This window comes from Enterococcus sp. S183_ASV_20, assembly GCF_018919685.1.
GTDB lineage: Bacteria > Bacillota > Bacilli > Lactobacillales > Enterococcaceae > Enterococcus > Enterococcus faecalis.
Genome location: NZ_JAHLRI010000023.1, coordinates 1 through 19,191, shown reverse-complemented (window position 1 = coordinate 19,191; position 19,191 = coordinate 1). Strand labels below are relative to the sequence as shown.

Genomic DNA, 19,191 nt, shown 5'->3' with positions numbered 1-19,191 from the left:
TTTTCTATATATTTATCAGGAAAAAAGTATACGAAATAAACCTAATAAATGAGAAAATTTTTTATTAGGTATGCTATAATTTGGGTAAGGATATATTCCTTATTGGTCGTTAGAGGCCGTGTATGAGTAATCATACGTACTTGAATGTCGTACCATTGAGTGGAGACATTTCAAGAGCTTGTTGATGCAAGCGACTAGCGCAACCTTATGCTTTTTGGGCGAAGGTTGCGTTTTTAATTTGTAATAATAATCGACAATGTGATTGGGTGCAGCTGCTTGCTGCCGAATCATGTTCATCATAATGAAATACAAATTCTTTCGTGCCTTTGGATTCCCATGTTTATTCATGTGTTCTTGGGCAATATATTTTCCAGATTGATACCTTCTGGTATCGACACCGACAAAAGCGTTCAATTGTTTGTGAGAAGAAAACCGGCGAATGTCTCCTAATTCACCAATAATGAGTCCTGCAGAAAGTTCACCAATTCCTGGAATGCTTTGATACAAATCAAATTCTTCTGTTTGTTTGGCTGCTTCAATTAACTGTGCAGCTAATTGTTCTTTCGTTGTCAGTAATTGTTTCAATTGTTGGGCATAGTACACCACTTTTTGAACAGAAATACTTTGTCCAGATTCTGCTGGATAGGAATTTTGCGCCAAGGAAAGTAAGGTTTGTGCTTTCGCCAAGGCTTTTTGATCGGAGATTTTTTTATCGGTATTTTTCTTCAAAAGATTTTTTACTTTTGTTTGACTCAATCCTACTAAATAAGCTGGATGCGGAAATAGCTCGACAAGATTTAAAGCGAGTTTTGATAAGCGGTTGGTAAAAAGGGTTTCTAGTTCTGGAAAAGTTAGTTGTAAAGCGGTATGGAGGTGCATTCTCATGTGTTTAATGTCACTTTCAATTTGTTGATAAAAGTGTGCTAAATCACGTGTTTGTTCATAAATTTCTGATGATTGTTGTTTTTGTTTCCGCAAAAATTGACTGTGAGTTTGAGCCAGACGATGGGCATCCCGTTTATCTGTTTTGACTGAACGTAAGTCACTATTCAGTTGTCTTTTGGCTTCTAAAGGGTTTAATAAACAATAGTCGAAATGATTCTTTTGGCAAAACGTTTCAATGACTCTTGAATAAACCCCCGTTGCTTCAAAAACGATTTGTGGTCGTTCTGGAAGAGCATAAATTTCTTGAAGAAGCTGGCAAAAATACGGTTTATCATGAAGAATTTCTTGTTCAAAAAGAAAAGTAGTTTCATGATAAATAACGGCGTAACTTTTTCCCATTGAGACATCTAAAGCAAGTACATACATGATTTTCATCTCCTAAAAAGTGTTGAAAGGTTCTTCACTGCTTCATTTCGTTCCTAATTTCCTACACACGGGCTCGAAGCCCCAACATACTTAAACCAGATTTTAAAATGACAGTGAAGGAGACCATTTTTTGTTTGGGACTCGAAGTCCAAGAGATCATGGTCGGTCTTCCTTTCACTTACAACTATACGCTTAAAAGAGCAATAGAGGGTAAATTCATCCGTCGATGAATTTACCCTCTAATCTTAGTATGTTTTGTTTATTATTTTCTCGAATACATAAAAAAACCATCTCAAAAAATGAGATGGAAAGTTAAGTGAGAGAGTGATAAGTATAGTGCGAATAAATACAAGGATTACAGAAGAATGTGGGGGTTCTGCATCATCGTCATTAAATGTTCCTGCAGTAGGAATATGAATTTCTGTCATATTATATTCAATAACTTGAACTGTGATGATTGCAACAGTTCCAATGATTGCTAACATAGTAGTCATACTTTCACTCCTCTCTTAATTTTAAATAAAAGTACTTAACTGATTGACTAGAGACTAAAAAGATACATCAACATGAACGTTGAGCTTTAGCACTATACAACGTAAAGATCACTCTTAGCTATTTTGAGAAAAGCCTTCTCCTCGACCAGTCTTGTTCTACTCATTGGTGTCTCTCGACATTTCTGAGCAATAGCCTATGTTTGTATAGGAGCCTCACCTAACTTATTACAAAGAAATAATAGTCTTTTAAGTAACTCTTTGTCAAGACATAAGCAGAAGTCAAAACAGTTCTATTTACAAATGAATGCGACGAACCATTTCTTCTGTTATTTGTTCTACAATATCAATGGTTGTTTTTGGCGAACGTTGATTTCTGGGGATATCGATTGAGTAAATTTTGGCAATACGACCAGGATTTGCATCCATTAATACAACCCGATCAGAAAGTTGAACTGCTTGTTGGACATCATGCGTGATCATCACAATTGATTTAGTCGCAATTTGATTGTTTAGCCAAATTTCTAATAAATCGTTAGATAATTGGCTGGCTGTAATGATATCTAAAGCTGAAAAAGGTTCGTCTAAGAGCAATAAGCTAGGTTCGATGGCTAAAGCACGAGCAAAGCCTACACGCTGTTTCATTCCACCAGATAACTCTCTGGGATAAGCTTTTTCAAAACCAGTTAAACCAATCATTTCAATGAGATTACTGACTCTTTTATTTATTTGTTCGCGAGAAATTTCTTTACGGTTTTCTAAGCCAAAGCTGATATTTTTTTCAACTGTCAACCAAGGAAAAAGGGCAAAATGTTGAAAAACCATGCCGATATTGGCATCAGGCTCATTAATGATTTTATCTTCAAAAGTAATTTCACCTCTAGTTGTACGAAGAAGTCCAGCAATACTTCTGAGCAACGTTGATTTTCCTGTTCCTGATTGTCCGATAATACTTAAAAATTCATTTGTTTTAACTGTTAAATCAATATTTTCAAGGACTTTTAAATGTTCTGAATGTCCTTCAATTTCAAATTCTTTATATACTGATTTTATGCTTAATAATTCTTTATTTTCCATCGTCTTATTAGATAGGTCAAGGGAAATAACCTATCGTTCTCCTCTCTAGTTTATCTTAAAAATTTAGTCGAGTTGAGTCGTCCAGCTATTAATAGTGAAATTTTTGTTTTGCTGCTCGATATAAAGGTTGCCAAACAAAGGCGATACATAAACCAACAACGAAACACATCGCTAAGGTTCCTAAGGCAGATTTATCTTTTACACCATCGTTTGCCGCAATATATTGTCCTAGGCCAGTAACATCTATTGATTTTTTGCCCCATTGAATGCTTTCTGCTGCGATATCAGCGTTCCAAGCAGCACCAGCAGCGTTAATAATTGCTGTAATGAGGTAAGGTAAAATAGAAGGGATCAAAAATTTTGTCCACCATTGCCATTTAGATAATTTAAAAAGTTTGGTTACGTCACGAATATCATCAGGGATGGCTAAGTAGCCAGCAATTACATTAAAGAAAAAATACCATTGGCAACCAACCATGATGAGTGGTAAAATCCACCATTCTAATTTGTTGAAGCCCATACTAATAATCAACACAATGAATGGAGTATAAACATTTGACGGAATGGAGCCTAAAATTTGTCCAATCGGCTGAACGATACTTAAGCGCCGATTATCATTCGCAACCCAAATTGCTAAGGGAGTAAAGATAATGCCAGCAACGACCATGGCCAAGGTAACCCGTAGTGTAGTATAAAGGGTTAATCTAGGAATCATGCTGAAATCTTGATGGGGCAAGAAATGATAGAGCTTAATAGAACAATAAACCCCAATAATGGTTAAGCTGACATACCATAATGTTTTGAAGAAATGGCGTAATTTTGCTAGTAATCGATAGAGATAGTCTAGCTTGAAAAAGTACCAAACTTTTGGTAAATCGTAAATCCAAAAATGACTGAATTTCACAAAAGCTTTTGAAAAGTATTTCGTTAAAGTTGCTTTTTTTAATAAATGATAAATGATGGATTTAGGTGGCGTCGTACTTTCGACATCTGTTTCATATTTAAAATAATAAGTGGCTCGAACTAAAGGTTGAAAAACTAAAAAGTTTAAAATCACCACATTGATTAATAAGGCAAAAACAGCCCATAAACAGGATTTAAAGTCGGCTCGATTTAATGCTACTTGGATATAAGAACCAATTCCTGGTAAATAAAGGTTGGTTTCTTTAGGAAAGGCAACAGAAGCTTGCTCGCTGGCCACCAAGGCAAACCAAGCCGCAGTTTGAGAAATAATAACGTTCCAAAGTAAGCCAGGAATTGAGTAAACAAATTCAAGCCGCCAAAATTTTTCCCAAGCATTGTACTTGAACTGATCGGTCACATTGACTAGATCTGAAGGAATAACTTCCATTATTTGATAAAGGGTCAACATGATGTTCCAAGCTTGACCTGTGAAGATGGCAAAAATAGCAACCGCTTCTGCGCCCATCACATTTCCTGGAAATAAACCAAGTAACCAAGCAGTTGTAAAGGTCAAAAAACCTAGCAATGGAACAGATTCAAGGAAATTAACTAATGGTAAAATGACTCTTCTTGCCGTTTTATATTTTACGGCTAAAATACCAAAAACAAAGGAAAACAGGAAGGACCAAGCCATACCCACAATCATTCGAAACATGGTTCGAATTGAAAAGTAAAAAAGATTTGATGGAGATAAGAAATCATCTGTTTTACTTGGTGTTGCGAGGAATTCTTCTGAGGGAAGGGTGTGGAGAGGGCGATTCATTTTTAGCCAAGAGAAGACGATGATAAAAATGAAAATGCCTAAAATGATGAGCAAGGTAAGATTCCCGATACTTTTAGCAAGTAGGGTATTTTTCTTAGATGATGCAGTGACAGCTTTCAATTTAAAAACCTCCAATTAATCATATTAAAGAGGTCGCCGAATAAAAGAAGAAGATTATAGGGTAATCACAATAATTGAGCTTTGGCTTTCTGAGACGTAAGAAAAAAATTCTAGTTATCTTAGGAAAGCCTTAATTCGACAATCCCTGCTTTACTCGTTACTGTCTCTCGACATTTCCGAGCGATAACCTGTGTTCTTCAGAGTAACCTCACCTAATATGATTCTATTTGATTTACATGCTTATCATACTCGTGACTAAAAATAAAACAATTTCTAGCTGGTTATACCTGAATTACTGTTTGTTGTTATTCTATTCAATGATTCTTAAAAAGATTGCCCACATTCTGTTTTTTTAGGGAGAAATTATCAGATGAGTATGTTATATAACCCGAGGTTAATAGCGTAGGATGTTGTATTTTTAGTTTGTCTCGTTTACTGTTAAAGATGTAAGTAGTAACTATACGTGAATGGCTAAAAAAATTAAAAGTAATCTAGCACCTAAATTAAACAACAAAGAAATTTGTTCAGAAGAAAGGAAATTATGATGATTATTTGGTTAAACGGTGCGTTTGGAGCCGGAAAAACGACCATTGCACATGAGTTACAACAAAAACTTCCCAATGCAATCATTTATGATCCAGAAATTATTGGTAGTGCATTGATGGAGTTAATTCCCGAAGAAATGAAAGAAAATGATTTTCAAGAGTATCAGGAATGGCGTTGCTGGAATGCTCATTTATTAAAACGAATGTCCAAAGAGTCTGGACGGCCGATTATTGTTCCAATGACCCTTTATAAAAAAGAATATGAAGAAGAGCTGATTGGATATCTGAGACGAGCAGGCATTGACGTTTATCATTTTTTGTTAGCGGTCGAGAAAGAAGAAATTTTACAAAGATTATTGAAAAGAAATGATGGAACTTTTGAATGGGGGAAAAATAAGTTGCCCGAAGTACTTGAAGGTTTTCGTCAGGTTAAGTTTACCGAGATTTTTAGAAATCATTCAGCTGACACGATAGAAATTGTAGCATCCATTCTTAATAGAATAACCGAATAAAAATAAAATAAGGGACCTAAGCCGAAATGACTTAGGTCCCTTATTTTCTACTTCTTAAGATAATCAACTACCAGCTACCCTGATTTCTTCAAACTTTAAGACCGCACATTTACGACAATCTATTTTTACACTGTCAAAATTTTCTTTCAAGTCTTGCATTTTGTTATTTTTAGCAGTATATTTTAGGTGTACCTAAAATATATTAGAGGTTAACCTTCTGACGGGAAGGGCCTTTTAAAATTATTGCAAAACGAAAGAAGGAATTGAATTGAAAAATTCAGAAGAACATGAACCAAAGCAAAGACATCATTTGATTGAATATGCAAATGGTCCTTCGCTTGAAGAAATTAATGGCACCATTGACGTGCCTAAAAATATGAGTTTTTGGAAAACGTTATTTGCTTACTCAGGTCCAGGAGCATTGGTAGCAGTGGGGTATATGGATCCAGGAAACTGGTCTACTTCAATTACTGGGGGACAAAATTTTCAATATTTATTGATGTCGATTATTTTAATTTCCAGTTTGATTGCAATGTTGCTCCAATATATGGCTGCTAAATTAGGTATTGTTTCACAGATGGATTTAGCACAAGCGATTCGTGCTAGAACTAGTAAGACGTTAGGTATTGTATTATGGATTTTAACAGAGTTAGCAATTATGGCTACAGATATCGCTGAAGTTATCGGGGGCGCAATTGCCTTATATTTATTATTTCATATTCCTTTAGGGCTGGCTGTCTTCATTACGGTATTTGATGTTTTACTTTTGTTGTTATTGACAAAAATTGGTTTTAGAAAAATTGAAGCTATTGTTGTTGCTTTAATTGTTGTTATTTTTGTGATTTTTGCTTATCAAGTGGCATTGTCAAATCCAGTATGGGGAGATGTAATTAAAGGGCTGGTTCCTAGCGCAGAAGCTTTTTCTACATCACATGCGGTGAATGGGCAAACGCCACTGACAGGTGCATTGGGGATTATTGGTGCAACAGTGATGCCTCATAATTTGTATTTACATTCTTCTGTTGTACAAAGTCGTAAAATTGATCGTAAAGATAAAACCGATATTCAACGCGCTTTACGCTTTTCAACTTGGGATTCTAATATTCAATTAACGATGGCATTTTTTGTTAACTCTTTGTTATTGATTATGGGTGTGGCCGTTTTTAAATCCGGCAGTGTCAAAGATCCTTCATTCTTTGGTTTGTTTGATGCTTTATCAAATCCAGCGGTTATGAGTAATTCTATTTTAGCGCATATTGCAGGTTCTGGAATTTTATCGATTTTATTTGCGGTAGCCTTATTGGCATCAGGACAAAATTCAACAATTACAGGAACCTTAACTGGTCAAATTATTATGGAAGGGTTTATTCATATGCGTGTGCCAATTTGGTTACGTCGGATGGTCACACGTTTGTTATCTGTTATTCCTGTCTTAATCTGTGTTTTAATGACCAGCGGGAAAAGTACAGTGGAAGAGCATATTGCGATTAATAATTTAATGAACAATTCACAAGTTTTTCTAGCATTTGCTTTGCCATTTTCGATGTTGCCTTTACTGATGTTTACAGATAGCCGTGTTGAAATGGGTGAACATTTTAAAAACTCGTGGTTAATTAAATTGTTAGGCTGGGTTTCTGTCATTGGCTTAATTTACCTCAATATGAAAGGCTTACCTGATCAAATTGAAGGATTCTTCGGTGATAATCCGACAGCGAGTCAAATTACGTTAGCCGATAATATTGCCTATGTCATCATAGCACTCGTCATCCTCTTGTTAGTTTGGACGGTTGTAGAATTATATAAAGGCGATAAACGATACGCACAGCAGCTTGCAGCTATGGAGCAACAAGTAGAGGAGGTTAAATAATGAAATTTTCAAAAATTATGGTTGGTGTTGAAGAGTCGCCAGATGCGTTAAAAGCATTTCATTATGCTATCCAAAAAGCAAAAGAAGAACAAGCTGAATTGGTTATTGTTTCGATTTTAGAAGAGAAAGAGATTAATGTTTACCAATCGTTAGATAAAAATTATTGGCAAGAACAGTTGGCGAAATTAGAGAAACAAACGGAAAAATATCAACAAGAAGCGTTAGCGAATGGCATCGATAAAGTAAGTGTAATTGTCAATGAAGGGAACCCAGGGGAATTAATTATTAATAAGCTTATTCCTTTGAATAAACCAGATTTGTTAATTATTGGCTCCAAGTCAACTAGCAAATTAAAAAGCTTTTTTGGTAGCCAAGCAGCTTATATGGCTCGATATGCCCCAATTTCTGTAATGATTATTCGCTAACAAAATTGAAACAGTTAAAAAAGCCGCCACGATTTACTATTCGTGGTGGCCTTTTTATAATAATTTTTGTTTATATAAATAAACAGCCAAACTTAGTTGTAGCGAACTATCAGGAAATTCTAAAGTTAAGTGAAGAATCTCTTCTATTTTTTTTAAGCGGTAAATAATTGTATTACGATGTACATACATATTTGTGGCAGTCAACGAAATATTTTTATTCGACTGAAAGTAGGTATTGATGGTTTCTAGTAGGGAACTTTCATGTTTTTGATCTTCTTTTTCCAATGGTTCAATCAATCGTTGATATATTTTTTGTTTGGCTTGTTTGGTCAGGGTTTCGATCATTAAACGATAAAAAAAGAGGTCGTCATAATTCAAAATAGTTCGTTGTTGTAATTCTTGACTTGCTTGTGCTAAGTGGAATGTTTCTTGTGCTAATTTATAAGAATCACACAGATTGGTGATTTTTTTGACAGTTGGCCCAATCGCTAATTTAAATGATAATTTTGGATTCAGTTTCATTAATTGCTCTAGTAAATTCTTGGCAAGATGAGTGGTTTGTGCAAGGTAGGTGGCTTCCTCTTGTGCTGGATTTTCTAGTAATAAAATAAAGCCAGTTTGTGTAGGAAAGGCAGTAATTTTTTGTCGATATCCTTCTAAAATATGATTCAATTGATGGCCAATGCTATTCATTTGAATAGTCGGATTAAACAGTTGTTCCAATTGTTCAATGGCTACAAGCAAGAGACTAAATGTATCTTTTTCATTTAATTGCAGATAATTACTAAATTCTTGCCAAGCTTGAGGATTGGTATTTTTTTCTTGGATAAGGTCTTGAAACAGCGCCCCGATCTTTTGCCTCGTTGTTAAATTTTCCGAAGATTCTAATTGAAGTTGTGGTAAAAGGTAGTGAGCACAGACCTCCACAGATAATAAATCAATCGTCTGTAATTTTTTGGTAGTTTGCCAAATCACTAAGTAAGATAAGCTGAGATTTTTCTTTTTGATGGGTAAAATTCGCAAAGATAACTGATGGTTCGCTAAGGAAAATTCAACAGTCAATGGTTCTTTATAAAATAATAGGAGCTCATTGTTCTGGGCTTTTAAAGCTGTCTCAAACTGTTTTTTGAGAGTCGCGTTGTTTAAAATACTGGTGATTCTTGTTGGCGCATCAGGTAAATCAAAATGATTCATAATCTGAAAACGCTCGTCTAAAAGCATTACAGGCGCTTGAATCGCGGCACTTAATACTTCTAGTAATTGGGTACTTTTTCCGCCAGCTTTGATAATTGTATAAAATTTATTATGCATATGAACAGAATGTTGGCTAATCGTTTCGTCAGGTTGATTGACTCGGCGATTGACCAATGAAATAATTTGAGAAAAGTTGTAATTATAAGGGATTGAGAGAATTGGTAAGCCGACGTCATTCGCTAATTGGATCATCTCTTGTGGAACTTCATTGAAATAACGTTGGACTTTAAAACCTAGAGCAGCGCAGTTCATATTTGCTAGTTCTTGAATAAGACGTTTTTGCAAGCAAGGCTGATCTTTGAAAATATAGCCGGTAGTTAATAAAATTTCTCCTGGCGTTAACCAGTCAAAAGCATCAGGATTTTCTAAAATATTTGCTTGTAGAATTGGCGCATCTAAATTGGTCTCGTGCGTCAATAAGGTTAAACCAGGTAGTTCTTCTGCATGGAGTAGATCATTGACCGTCATCATTAGCAAGGCCTCCTTTTGTATGAATTATCTAAAAATTAAGTGTATTTATTGTAAGATGTTACAAAACTATTTTAGGGAAAATAAGGTATCCTTATACTAATAGAAAAAAGTTCCAAGTCATCACGTGATTGGTAGTCACAAGTGACCAAATAAGAACAATCAGCGCTTACAACCTATAGAAACGCATCGTTTAAAGATATAGCAATAGTATACTTAATTTTTAATGCTTTTACTATTGTTTCAGCTACTTTAAATTTCTCAAGTATTTCTATAATCTGTAAGTTTTTTGAGACTCTTATCAGATATGCTTCTTTTTCTATATTTTATCAGAAAATTCTGGTAACTTTGAAGGTTATAGTTTGTAAAATGGAGGGATCGGTATGAAAAAATTAAAAATGTTAGGATGTGTCGGTTTGCTTTTAGCTTTAACGGCTTGTCAGGCGGGAACGGGAAACTCGGCTGATAGTAATAAAGCAGCGGAACAAAAAATTGCAATTAGTTCTGAAGCGGCTATTTCGACAATGGAACCACACACAGCGGGGGATACGACCTCGACTTTAGTCATGAATCAAGTTTATGAAGGACTCTATGTTTTAGGTAAAGAAGATGAATTAGAGTTGGGGGTCGCTGCCGAAGAACCAGCGATTTCTGAAGATGAAACCGTTTATACATTTAAGATTAGAGAAGATGCCAAATGGTCGAATGATGATCCAGTAACAGCAAATGACTTTGTTTATGCATGGAAACAAGTTGCTTCCCCTAAATCAGGATCGATTCATCAAGCGTTATTTTTTGATGTCATTAAAAATGCTAAGGAAATTGCTTTAGAAGGCGCAGATGTGAATACTCTTGGGGTTAAGGCGCTAGATGATAAAACGTTAGAAATAACTTTAGAACGGCCCACCCCTTATTTGAAATCATTACTTTCGTTTCCTGTTTTGTTTCCACAAAATGAAAAATATATCAAAGAACAAGGGGATAAATATGCCACTGATGCAGAACATTTGATTTATAATGGTCCTTTTAAATTGAAAGAATGGGATAATGCCTCTTCTGATGACTGGACCTACGAAAAAAATGATACGTATTGGGATGCTGAAAAAGTTAAATTATCAGAAGCAAAAGTTTCAGTAATTAAGAGCCCAACGACAGCGGTGAATTTGTTTGACTCGAATGAATTGGATGTAGTGAATAAGCTAAGTGGTGAATTTATTCCTGGTTATGTTGATAATCCAGCCTTTCTTTCAATTCCTCAATTCGTCACATACTTTTTAAAAATGAACAGTGTTCGTGATGGAAAAGAAAATCCGGCTTTAGCGAACAACAATATTCGTAAAGCGTTGGCACAAGCTTTTGATAAAGAAAGTTTTGTAAAAGAAGTCTTGCAAGATCAATCAACGGCTACAGATCAAGTAATTCCGCCGGGACAAACGATTGCGCCAGATGGAACAGATTTCACAAAACTAGCTGCTAAGAAAAATAACTATTTAACCTACGATACAGCGAAAGCAAAAGAATTCTGGGAAAAAGGGAAAAAAGAAATTGGGCTGGATAAAATCAAATTAGAATTTTTAACAGATGATACAGACAGCGCCAAAAAAGCTGCTGAGTTTTTCCAATTTCAATTGGAAGAAAATCTAGACGGATTAGAAGTGAATGTTACTCAAGTTCCTTTTACTATTCGTGTTGATCGTGATCAAACGAGAGACTACGATTTAGAATTATCTGGTTGGGGAACCGATTATCGTGATCCATTAACAGTTATGCGCATCTTTACTTCGGATAGTACCTTGGGCGGCGTAACGTTCAAGAGTGATACGTATGATCAATTAATCCAAGAGACTAGAACAACACATGCGGCTGATCAAGAGGCTCGTTTAAATGACTTTGCTCAAGCACAAGATATTTTGGTGAATCAGGAAACGGTTTTAGCACCAATCTACAATCGAAGCATTTCTGTATTAGCTAATCAAAAAATCAAGGATCTGTATTGGCATTCATTTGGACCTACGTACAGTTTAAAATGGGCTTATGTTAACTAATTGAATGAAGGTAGGAAGGGGTTTGTCATGCTTTTAAAAAACTGTAAATTAGAAACAGGATTTTCTACTGTGAATCAGCGAATTGTTGCGACAGAAACAGCTAGCTATGATATTCGAATTGAAAACGAGGTCTGTACTGCGGTCGCACCGCAGTTAAGGCCTTTAGAGAACGAAACAGTTATCGATGTGAATCAGCAACTCGTTTTACCTGCTCTAAGAGAAATGCATATTCATATTGATAAAACGTATTTTGGGGGACCTTGGAAGGCCTGTCGTCCACTAACGAAAGGAATTTTAACACGTATTGAAGAAGAAACTTGGCTGTTACCTGAACAATTACCAACTAGTTTAGAACGTGCTTGCCAAGTTATTGAGCAGTATATTCAACAAGGCCATTATCATATTCGCAGTCATTGTAATGTAGATCCATCTATTGGAACGAAACATATTGAAATCACTAAAGAAGCATTTAGTCGATATGAACAATACATTACTCATGAAATTGTGGCTTTTCCTCAACACGGATTACTCCGCTCACAAGTCGAACCTTTGATGCGCGAAGCCTTACGCATGGGGGCAACTCATGTCGGCGGCGTTGATCCAGCCCTTGTGGATCGTCATGTGGATCATTCAATCGCAAAAATATTTGAATTAGCTACCACATTTAATAAAAAAATTGATGTTCATTTACACGCCCGTGATACTTTGGGACTTTATGAATTTAATAAATTTGTTGATTATACAGAACAAGCAAAGATGTTTGGCAAAGTCACTTTAAGTCATGCTTTAGCCTTAGGGAGCTTAGAAGAAGCAGCAATTAGAGACATTGCGCAAAAATTCATCGAAACAGGGATTGATTTGACTTCGACTGTACCGATTGGAATGCCCACCATGCCGATTCCAACCTTGGTTGAACAAGGTGTTAAGATTTCCGTTGCTCATGACAGTTTGACGGATCATTGGTCGCCTTTCGGCAGTGGCAATACAATAGAAAAATTAAATACAGCCGCTCAAAGATTTAAAATTAGCGATGAGTATCGCTTGAATCGTTTATGGGGCTTAGCGAGTAATTTTGTAACGCCTCTTGATCCTAACGGGCAGCGTATTTGGCCTAACGTCGGCGATTCTGCAGATTTCCTACTATTTAATGCTGAGAGCACTGCTCACGTGATTGCACGCCAACAGCCAATCCAACAACTGATACTAAAAGGACAACTGGTTGAAGCCGTTCAAAAGGGGGAAAGAGAATGACAGCATCCATTGTTTATTTGAATAATGTTCGTTTAGAAACTGGTTTTGCTAAAGACCACCACGAATTAACGTATACTAAAACCTCACGCTATACTTTAGCGATTCAAGAAGGCAAAATCCAAGCGATTATTCCGCAAAATCAAGTCACTGAAAAGCAACAAGGCACTGATTTAAACGGGCAACTGGCTATTCCCGCTTTTCAAGAGAGCCATAATCACTTAGATAAAACCTACCTTTCATTAGGCTGGCGCGCTAGCCAACCTGTTAAGAATTTAAAAGAGCGTTTAGCAGACGAAGCCAGTGAACTTAAATTGTTAGCTCCGTCAACAGAACAACGAGCGACGGCCATGATTGAAAAATTGATTGGTTATGGAGCCTCTTATATTCGGACACATGTCAACATTGATCCTTATGTAGAACTAGAAAACTTTTGGGGCGTCAAAAGAGCCTTAGAAAAATATGCGCATGTGATTGATTATGATATTGTTGTCTTTCCACAGCATGGATTATTAAAAAATCCCCAAACGGTTTTACTCATGAAAGAAGCCCTAAAAAATGGTGGAACAATGGTTGGCGGTTTAGATCCTGCAGGCATTGATTATGCAATTGAAGAATCTTTAGAAACTATTTTCGATCTGGCAGAAGAATTTCAAGTAGGAATCGATATCCACTTGCATGATACGGGGGAAGTGGGCGTTTATACAATTGATAAATTTTTAGACATTTTAGAAGAACGAAAATTTACTCAGCGAACCGCTATCAGTCATGCCTTTGCGCTGCTAGATGTACGACCAGCAGAAAAAGAAAAACTATACCAACGCTTGGCAACGCATCAAACGGCGATTATGTCTACAATTCCTTATGATCCTCGTTATTTATTGCCACCAATTGATGTGTTACGCCAAGCTGGTGTATCGGTTCATTTAGGTAGTGATGGCTTTTTTGACTCTTGGAGTTCTAATGTTTCAGGTGATTTATTTGAAAAATTACGTAATTTTTGTGAAATGACAGGAAAGATTACAGAAGAGCAACTTACTCAAGCTTACGTCCATGGCTGTGGCAAAGAAGCACCTTTTTCATTTGAAGAAGAACGCCTTTGGTTTACAGAAGGCGACGAAGCAAACTTTATCTTTACAGAAGCAGCTTCTACAGCAGAAGTGATTGCTAGAAAACCGCAGAAACGCAAGATTATGTTGAAAGGACAATGGGTTTAACTTGCTTTAAAATTAGGTAGAAATAGAATGCTAAAAAGCCAAACAGAGGAAACTGGGTTCAGCTCTGAGCAACGCATAGTGTCAGTCCTGCGGTAACTCGTCACAGTTTAATCCTTATAAAGTGCTTCTGCTCACAACGTGGATCAGCGTTTCAAGTTTGTTTGACTCACTTTAACATAGCACTTTTGCGTATCTTCCTTTATAATAAGACAAAATGAAGGAGATGAACCAAGCATGACTGAACAAACGAGAGAAAACAAAAAAGCAGCCTACGAATTGTGCTTACAACAATTGAGCGGTTTGTTAGAAATAGAAACGGATGCTATTGCAAATTTAGCAAACTCGTCCGCGTTAATTGCACAAACATTACCAGATACCGTTTTTGCTGGGTATTATTTATATAAAGATGAAGAATTAGTTTTGGGGCCTTTTCAAGGGAAAGTCTCTTGTACCAGAATTAAAATGGGCAAAGGTGTCTGTGGTGAGTCCGCGGAAAAACAAGCTACATTGATTGTTGATAACGTGAAGACACACGCCAATTATATTTCTTGTGACTCAGCTGCGATGTCTGAAATCGTTGTACCGATGGTAAAAAATCATCAATTGGTCGGTGTTTTAGATATTGATAGTGGTGTAACAAATAGCTATGATGCGGTTGACCAACTGTATTTGGAAAAATTTGTTACCTTGTTACTAGAAAAATCAGATTTTTAAGCAGACTATTTTTGCTTTCTGACAAATCATGAGAAAATAAAGTATAAAATTTGATCATGAAAGAAGGTGAGTCATTTGTTAGAGCTGTATATAAATTTTAAAGGTGAAGCAAAAGAAGCAATTGCGTTCTATGAAGATGTTTTTGATACAAAATGTCAAAATTTAATGACTTTTGGCGAAGCACCTGAAGATCCTGAGCATCCTATAAACGACGAGATGAAGGATTTAGTGATGAACGCAAGTATCATTATTGAAGGAACCTATGTAATGATTTCAGATGTTCCTGATATGTTTGGTTTTGAAGTTACGGAAGGAAATAACCTTTCGCTCGTGGTTAGCACAGATGATGATGAAAAAATTGATCGCTTATTTAAACGATTATCTGAAGGTGGCACTGTTACAATGCCATTATCTGAAACTTTTTGGTCCAAAAAGTATGGTTCCCTAAAAGATCAGTTTGGCATCCATTGGATGTTTAATTATTATGAAGAAGATTAAAATAAAAAATCCCCAATCCGTTATTTTCATTGGATTGGGGATTTTTTATTCATGAAAGAATTGCTTCTTAGCGATTTGATACTGCCGTTGCTTTTCTGTCCAAAATTGCTGATCGTTTTCATCAATTTTGCGAATGACTTTTGCTGGATTACCTCCAACAATCGTGTTGGCAGGAACGTCTTTTGTAACCACAGCACCAGCAGCGACAATAGCATTTTTTCCAATTGTAACGCCAGGTAAAATGGTGGCACTTCCGCCAATCCACACGTTATCTTCAACAATAATTGGCGTCCCGAATTCTAATTCTGCAGTTCGAATCGTTGGATCAATTGGATGGCCGGCAGTATAAAAACTAGCACGAGGGCCAACCATGACATTATCACCGAAGATGATTTTGTTTACATCTAAAAAAATGCAATCTATATTTGCATAAAAATTTTCTCCTACCTCAATATGGCGACCGTAATCTACATGGAGGGGTGGGGTGATATATAACTCATTGCCAGTTTTTCCTAATAATTCTTTTTCTAGGGCCACAATTTCTTTCACATTATCGATAGGAAGTTGATTGATTTTTTGAGCTAACACCTTGCCTTTTGTTGATTTATTTTCGGGTAAAATGGTGGGGGCGTAATATAATTCACCTTTTAACATTTGCATATAATCAAAGTCATTTTGTTTTATGTAAGCGCTCCTTTAGGCTTTTTCTCTATTGTATCAAATTAATACAATAAGTCGAGGAATATGTAAAATAAAAAAGGACAGATAGCAAAATAGCCTTGCTTATCTATCCTTTACCTAAGGTTATCCAATTTTTTTAACTCTCCCGCCAATTTTATCTGCTAATTTTTGTGCTTCTTTTTCAGAGTGGTAAACTAAACAACCTGATTTATCTCGCGTACGTTTACCATCTGCAGTTAAATAGCCATGAAAAAATTTGATTGCATACATAGACATCACCACCTTTCTAATTGAAAATAGTGTAAATGGAGCGATTAAAAATGTCAAATAATAGAAGTGCTCTTAACCATTCTTATCTTTTTTAGTTCGAAGATAAGCTTGGTTAAGAGCATCTTTTCACTTAATAAATTAGTTTGAAACGGGTCGTTGAGTGAAATTCCTGTTCAGGTGAGAGGGTGATAGAACCGAACAACGGAAATCTTTCAGCACCAGGACAGACTTGGGTTTCAAATGTGAGCGCTCCGTGATTGACTAATTTTTGCCCTTGAATATCGGGACCGCTATCAGCAAAATTTGCTGAAAAAATAACAACTGAAGGTTGATCAGTGAACATTTCTAAGGTGATATCTTTAGTAGGACTTTTTAAGATAACATCTGGGTTAATTAAATCATGATTGGTTAAGATGAAAGGGTGATCGAAGCCGTTCATCTTTTGGATTTGTTCATCGTTACTTGAAAAAACCTCAGCTAATTTTTTAGGTTTTTGTAAATCAAAAGCTGTCTGGTCGACGGAAGCTAATTCTCCAAGCGGTAAAACTCTTTCATCAAGCGGGACAAACTTTTGGGCATTTATTTGTAACTCATGCGCATCAATGGGGATTGTAGGATTTCCAGTTAAATTAAAGTAGACATGATTGGTTGGATTAAAAAGTGTTTGTTCATCTGTAGTTGCCTGATACTCAATTTGCCATTCATTTTCTTCAGTCAATGTATACGTGACTGAAACAGTGAGATTTCCAGGAAAACCATTTTCACCAGCAGGACTCTCTAGCCAAAATTTCACAGAAGGATTCGCTTGTGCCTCTTGGATTTCGCTGTGCCATTTTTTACTTTCAAACCCAGGTGTGCCACCGTGAAGTGTTGTTTGAGTAGGAGTATTAATCATCGTTTGATACGTTTTACCCGCTAGTTCAAAGGAGCCATCGGCAATTCGGCCAGCTGTTCGACCAATTGTTGCACCAAAATATAAGTCTTTAGACAAATATTCATCTGCTGAGGGAAAGCCTAGCACGAGTGATCGGGATTCATTTTTTGTAAGAGGAACGTCGAGCGCAACAATTCGCGCACCAAAATCTGTTGCTTTTAAAGTCACACCATTTTTATTCGTCAGTGTGTAAAGAAGCATTCCTTGTCCAAATGATTCAGTTGAAATAGTCAAAATAATCAATCCTTCCTTCAAGTAAATATTTAGTAAATTTAATTTTGTTTTTTAGATTATTTAAATAGTCGAAAAGAAACACTAAGAAAATAAATCTTTATTTAATTGTATTGTACACGTTTTCAACCGAAATGACAATTAAGGAAATATTAAGTAAATATTTGCAAAAGTTTAGTAAATATTATACAATTTGTTTACTAGTGAAAGGAGCGATTAGTGATGGAAGAACTGTTAATGAATCGATTTGTAGAAATATTTGGTGAGAAAGGGACAGCCTGTTATTTTGCCCCTGGAAGAATTAATTTGATTGGTGAACATACAGATTACAATGGCGGTCATGTTTTCCCAGCGGCTATTACTTTAGGGACATTTGGTGTGGCAAGAAAAAGAGACGACCAAAAAATTCGAATGTTTTCTGATAATTTTAAAGAGGTTGGTCTCATCGAATTTTCATTAGAAGATTTAACCTATTCAGATTCAGATGATTGGGCAAATTATCCTAAAGGCGTTTTAAATTACTTGATTGAAAGCGGACACAATATTGATTCTGGCTTAGATGTGCTCTTCTACGGTACGATTCCTAATGGTGCTGGCTTGTCTTCTTCAGCTTCTATTGAACTTTTAATGGGAACGATCTGTAATGATTTATATGCTTTACACTGTCCAATGCTTGAATTGGTGCAAATCGGTAAAAAAGTGGAGAATGAATTTATTGGCGTTAATTCAGGAATTATGGACCAATTTGCCGTAGGGATGGGAGAAAAAGATCAAGCTATTCTACTAGATACCAATAATATGCACTATGAAATGGTTCCCGCCAAATTAGGTGAGTATACGATTGTCATTATGAATACTAACAAACGCCGTGAATTAGCAGATTCAAAATATAATGAACGTCGTGCAGAATGCGAAGAAGCCGTTCGTTTGCTTCAAAAAGAGTTATCTATTGAATTTTTAGGTGAATTAGACAGCGAGACATTTGAACAATATCAAGCATTGATTGGAGATCCAGCGTTGATTAAACGAGCGCGTCATGCCGTCACAGAAAATGAACGAACTTTATTGGCAAAACAAGCGCTAACTGAAGGGGATTTGGAAGAATTTGGCTTATTATTAAATGCCTCACATCGTTCGCTAAAAGAAGATTACGAAGTAACTGGCATTGAGTTGGATACCTTAGTGGCTTGTGCGCAAGAACAACCAGGCGTTTTGGGCGCACGGATGACTGGTGCAGGGTTTGGCGGTTGTAGTATTGCTTTGGTACCAAAGCAAAATATAGATGCATTTATTGAAGCTGTTGGCCAGAGTTATCAAGATAAAATTGGCTATGCTGCTGATTTTTATCCTGCATCAATTGATGATGGTGCCAGAAAGTTATTTTAGAAAGGAAGGCTTTAAATGTCTATTTTAGTATTAGGTGGCGCAGGCTACATCGGCTCACATGCCGTCGATCAATTAATTTCAAAAGGCTATGCCGTTGTGGTTGTTGATAATTTATTAACGGGGCATCGTTCAGCAGTTCATGAACAAGCGACTTTCTATGAAGGCGATATT

17 protein-coding genes, 1 pseudogene and 2 riboswitches are annotated in these 19,191 nt (G+C 36.2%); of the genes and pseudogenes, 10 read left to right on the top strand and 8 right to left on the bottom strand.

The window, feature by feature from the left end:
• Window positions 1–99: 99 nt before the first annotated feature.
• The 4 genes and pseudogenes from KQI94_RS09450 to KQI94_RS09435 all read right to left on the bottom strand — a co-directional run bounded on the left by KQI94_RS09450 (window position 100) and on the right by KQI94_RS09435 (window position 4,740).
• Entirely contained in the window at window positions 100–1,314 is a 1,215-nt protein-coding gene (locus KQI94_RS09450; protein WP_025186781.1) for an IS110 family transposase, read from the bottom strand.
• A gap of 213 nt (window positions 1,315–1,527) precedes the next feature.
• Window positions 1,528–1,805, bottom strand: a pseudogene (locus KQI94_RS09445) (hypothetical protein).
• Between the two features lie 64 nt (window positions 1,806–1,869).
• A riboswitch (M-box (ykoK) riboswitch) is annotated at window positions 1,870–2,037 on the bottom strand.
• A gap of 62 nt (window positions 2,038–2,099) precedes the next feature.
• A complete protein-coding gene (locus KQI94_RS09440) occupies window positions 2,100–2,879 on the bottom strand; it encodes an ABC transporter ATP-binding protein (protein WP_002360638.1) in 780 nt (259 codons plus the stop codon).
• Window positions 2,880–2,967: 88 nt separating this feature from the next.
• Entirely contained in the window at window positions 2,968–4,740 is a 1,773-nt protein-coding gene (locus KQI94_RS09435) for an ABC transporter permease subunit (protein WP_002384764.1), read from the bottom strand.
• A gap of 44 nt (window positions 4,741–4,784) precedes the next feature.
• Window positions 4,785–4,952: riboswitch (M-box (ykoK) riboswitch) on the bottom strand.
• Between the two features lie 314 nt (window positions 4,953–5,266).
• Here KQI94_RS09435 and KQI94_RS09430 point away from each other — a divergent pair.
• The 3 genes from KQI94_RS09430 to KQI94_RS09420 all read left to right on the top strand — a co-directional run bounded on the left by KQI94_RS09430 (window position 5,267) and on the right by KQI94_RS09420 (window position 8,074).
• Window positions 5,267–5,782 carry an AAA family ATPase gene (locus tag KQI94_RS09430; protein WP_002390069.1) on the top strand — a complete coding sequence of 172 codons (516 nt, stop codon included), beginning with the start codon at window positions 5,267–5,269 and terminating at the stop codon, window positions 5,780–5,782.
• A gap of 268 nt (window positions 5,783–6,050) precedes the next feature.
• Window positions 6,051–7,649: an Nramp family divalent metal transporter gene (locus KQI94_RS09425; RefSeq protein WP_002382010.1), complete on the top strand. Its 1,599-nt coding sequence runs from the start codon at window positions 6,051–6,053 to the stop codon at window positions 7,647–7,649.
• A complete protein-coding gene (locus KQI94_RS09420; RefSeq protein ID WP_002358161.1) occupies window positions 7,649–8,074 on the top strand; it encodes a universal stress protein in 426 nt (141 codons plus the stop codon). Before KQI94_RS09425 ends, KQI94_RS09420 begins: the two co-directional genes overlap by 1 nt.
• Before the next feature lie 54 nt (window positions 8,075–8,128).
• Here KQI94_RS09420 and KQI94_RS09415 read toward each other — a convergent pair whose 3' ends face one another.
• Window positions 8,129–9,799, bottom strand: a complete 1,671-nt coding sequence (locus tag KQI94_RS09415; RefSeq protein ID WP_002358159.1) for a PucR family transcriptional regulator — start codon at window positions 9,797–9,799, stop codon at window positions 8,129–8,131.
• A gap of 380 nt (window positions 9,800–10,179) precedes the next feature.
• Here KQI94_RS09415 and KQI94_RS09410 point away from each other — a divergent pair, with 380 nt between their 5' ends.
• From KQI94_RS09410 to KQI94_RS09390, 5 genes are all read left to right on the top strand, one after another.
• Window positions 10,180–11,841 (top strand): peptide ABC transporter substrate-binding protein, encoded by a 1,662-nt coding sequence (locus KQI94_RS09410; RefSeq protein WP_002369684.1) that lies wholly within the window; start codon window positions 10,180–10,182, stop codon window positions 11,839–11,841.
• The gene (locus KQI94_RS09405) at window positions 11,842–13,092 is read left to right on the top strand and encodes an amidohydrolase family protein (protein WP_002369683.1); all 1,251 of its coding nucleotides are present in this window, start codon (window positions 11,842–11,844) and stop codon (window positions 13,090–13,092) included. It abuts the gene before it with no gap.
• Window positions 13,089–14,306: an amidohydrolase gene (locus KQI94_RS09400; RefSeq protein ID WP_002369682.1), complete on the top strand. Its 1,218-nt coding sequence runs from the start codon at window positions 13,089–13,091 to the stop codon at window positions 14,304–14,306. The genes KQI94_RS09405 and KQI94_RS09400 overlap by 4 nt, the downstream gene beginning before the upstream one ends.
• Window positions 14,307–14,540: 234 nt before the next feature.
• Window positions 14,541–15,020 carry a GAF domain-containing protein gene (locus tag KQI94_RS09395; RefSeq protein ID WP_002358155.1) on the top strand — a complete coding sequence of 160 codons (480 nt, stop codon included), beginning with the start codon at window positions 14,541–14,543 and terminating at the stop codon, window positions 15,018–15,020.
• Window positions 15,021–15,086: 66 nt separating this feature from the next.
• A complete protein-coding gene (locus KQI94_RS09390) occupies window positions 15,087–15,518 on the top strand; it encodes a VOC family protein (RefSeq protein WP_002390068.1) in 432 nt (143 codons plus the stop codon).
• Window positions 15,519–15,563: 45 nt separating this feature from the next.
• Here the strand turns inward: KQI94_RS09390 and KQI94_RS09385 are convergent, their stop codons facing one another.
• The 3 genes from KQI94_RS09385 to galM all read right to left on the bottom strand — a co-directional run bounded on the left by KQI94_RS09385 (window position 15,564) and on the right by galM (window position 17,658).
• Window positions 15,564–16,202 carry a sugar O-acetyltransferase gene (locus KQI94_RS09385; RefSeq protein WP_025186780.1) on the bottom strand — a complete coding sequence of 213 codons (639 nt, stop codon included), beginning with the start codon at window positions 16,200–16,202 and terminating at the stop codon, window positions 15,564–15,566.
• Window positions 16,203–16,322: 120 nt separating this feature from the next.
• Entirely contained in the window at window positions 16,323–16,469 is a 147-nt protein-coding gene (locus tag KQI94_RS09380) for a hypothetical protein (RefSeq protein ID WP_002384758.1), read from the bottom strand.
• 130 nt (window positions 16,470–16,599) lie between these two features.
• Window positions 16,600–17,658: a galactose-1-epimerase gene (gene galM / locus KQI94_RS09375; protein WP_002390067.1), complete on the bottom strand. Its 1,059-nt coding sequence runs from the start codon at window positions 17,656–17,658 to the stop codon at window positions 16,600–16,602.
• Between the two features lie 198 nt (window positions 17,659–17,856).
• Here galM and KQI94_RS09370 point away from each other — a divergent pair, with 198 nt between their 5' ends.
• Together KQI94_RS09370 and KQI94_RS09365 are read left to right on the top strand one after the other, a co-directional pair.
• Window positions 17,857–19,020, top strand: a complete 1,164-nt coding sequence (locus KQI94_RS09370) for a galactokinase (protein ID WP_002386588.1) — start codon at window positions 17,857–17,859, stop codon at window positions 19,018–19,020.
• A gap of 15 nt (window positions 19,021–19,035) precedes the next feature.
• Window positions 19,036–19,191: NAD-dependent epimerase/dehydratase family protein (locus KQI94_RS09365; protein WP_129992415.1), on the top strand; the 156-nt coding region annotated here is incomplete at its 3' end.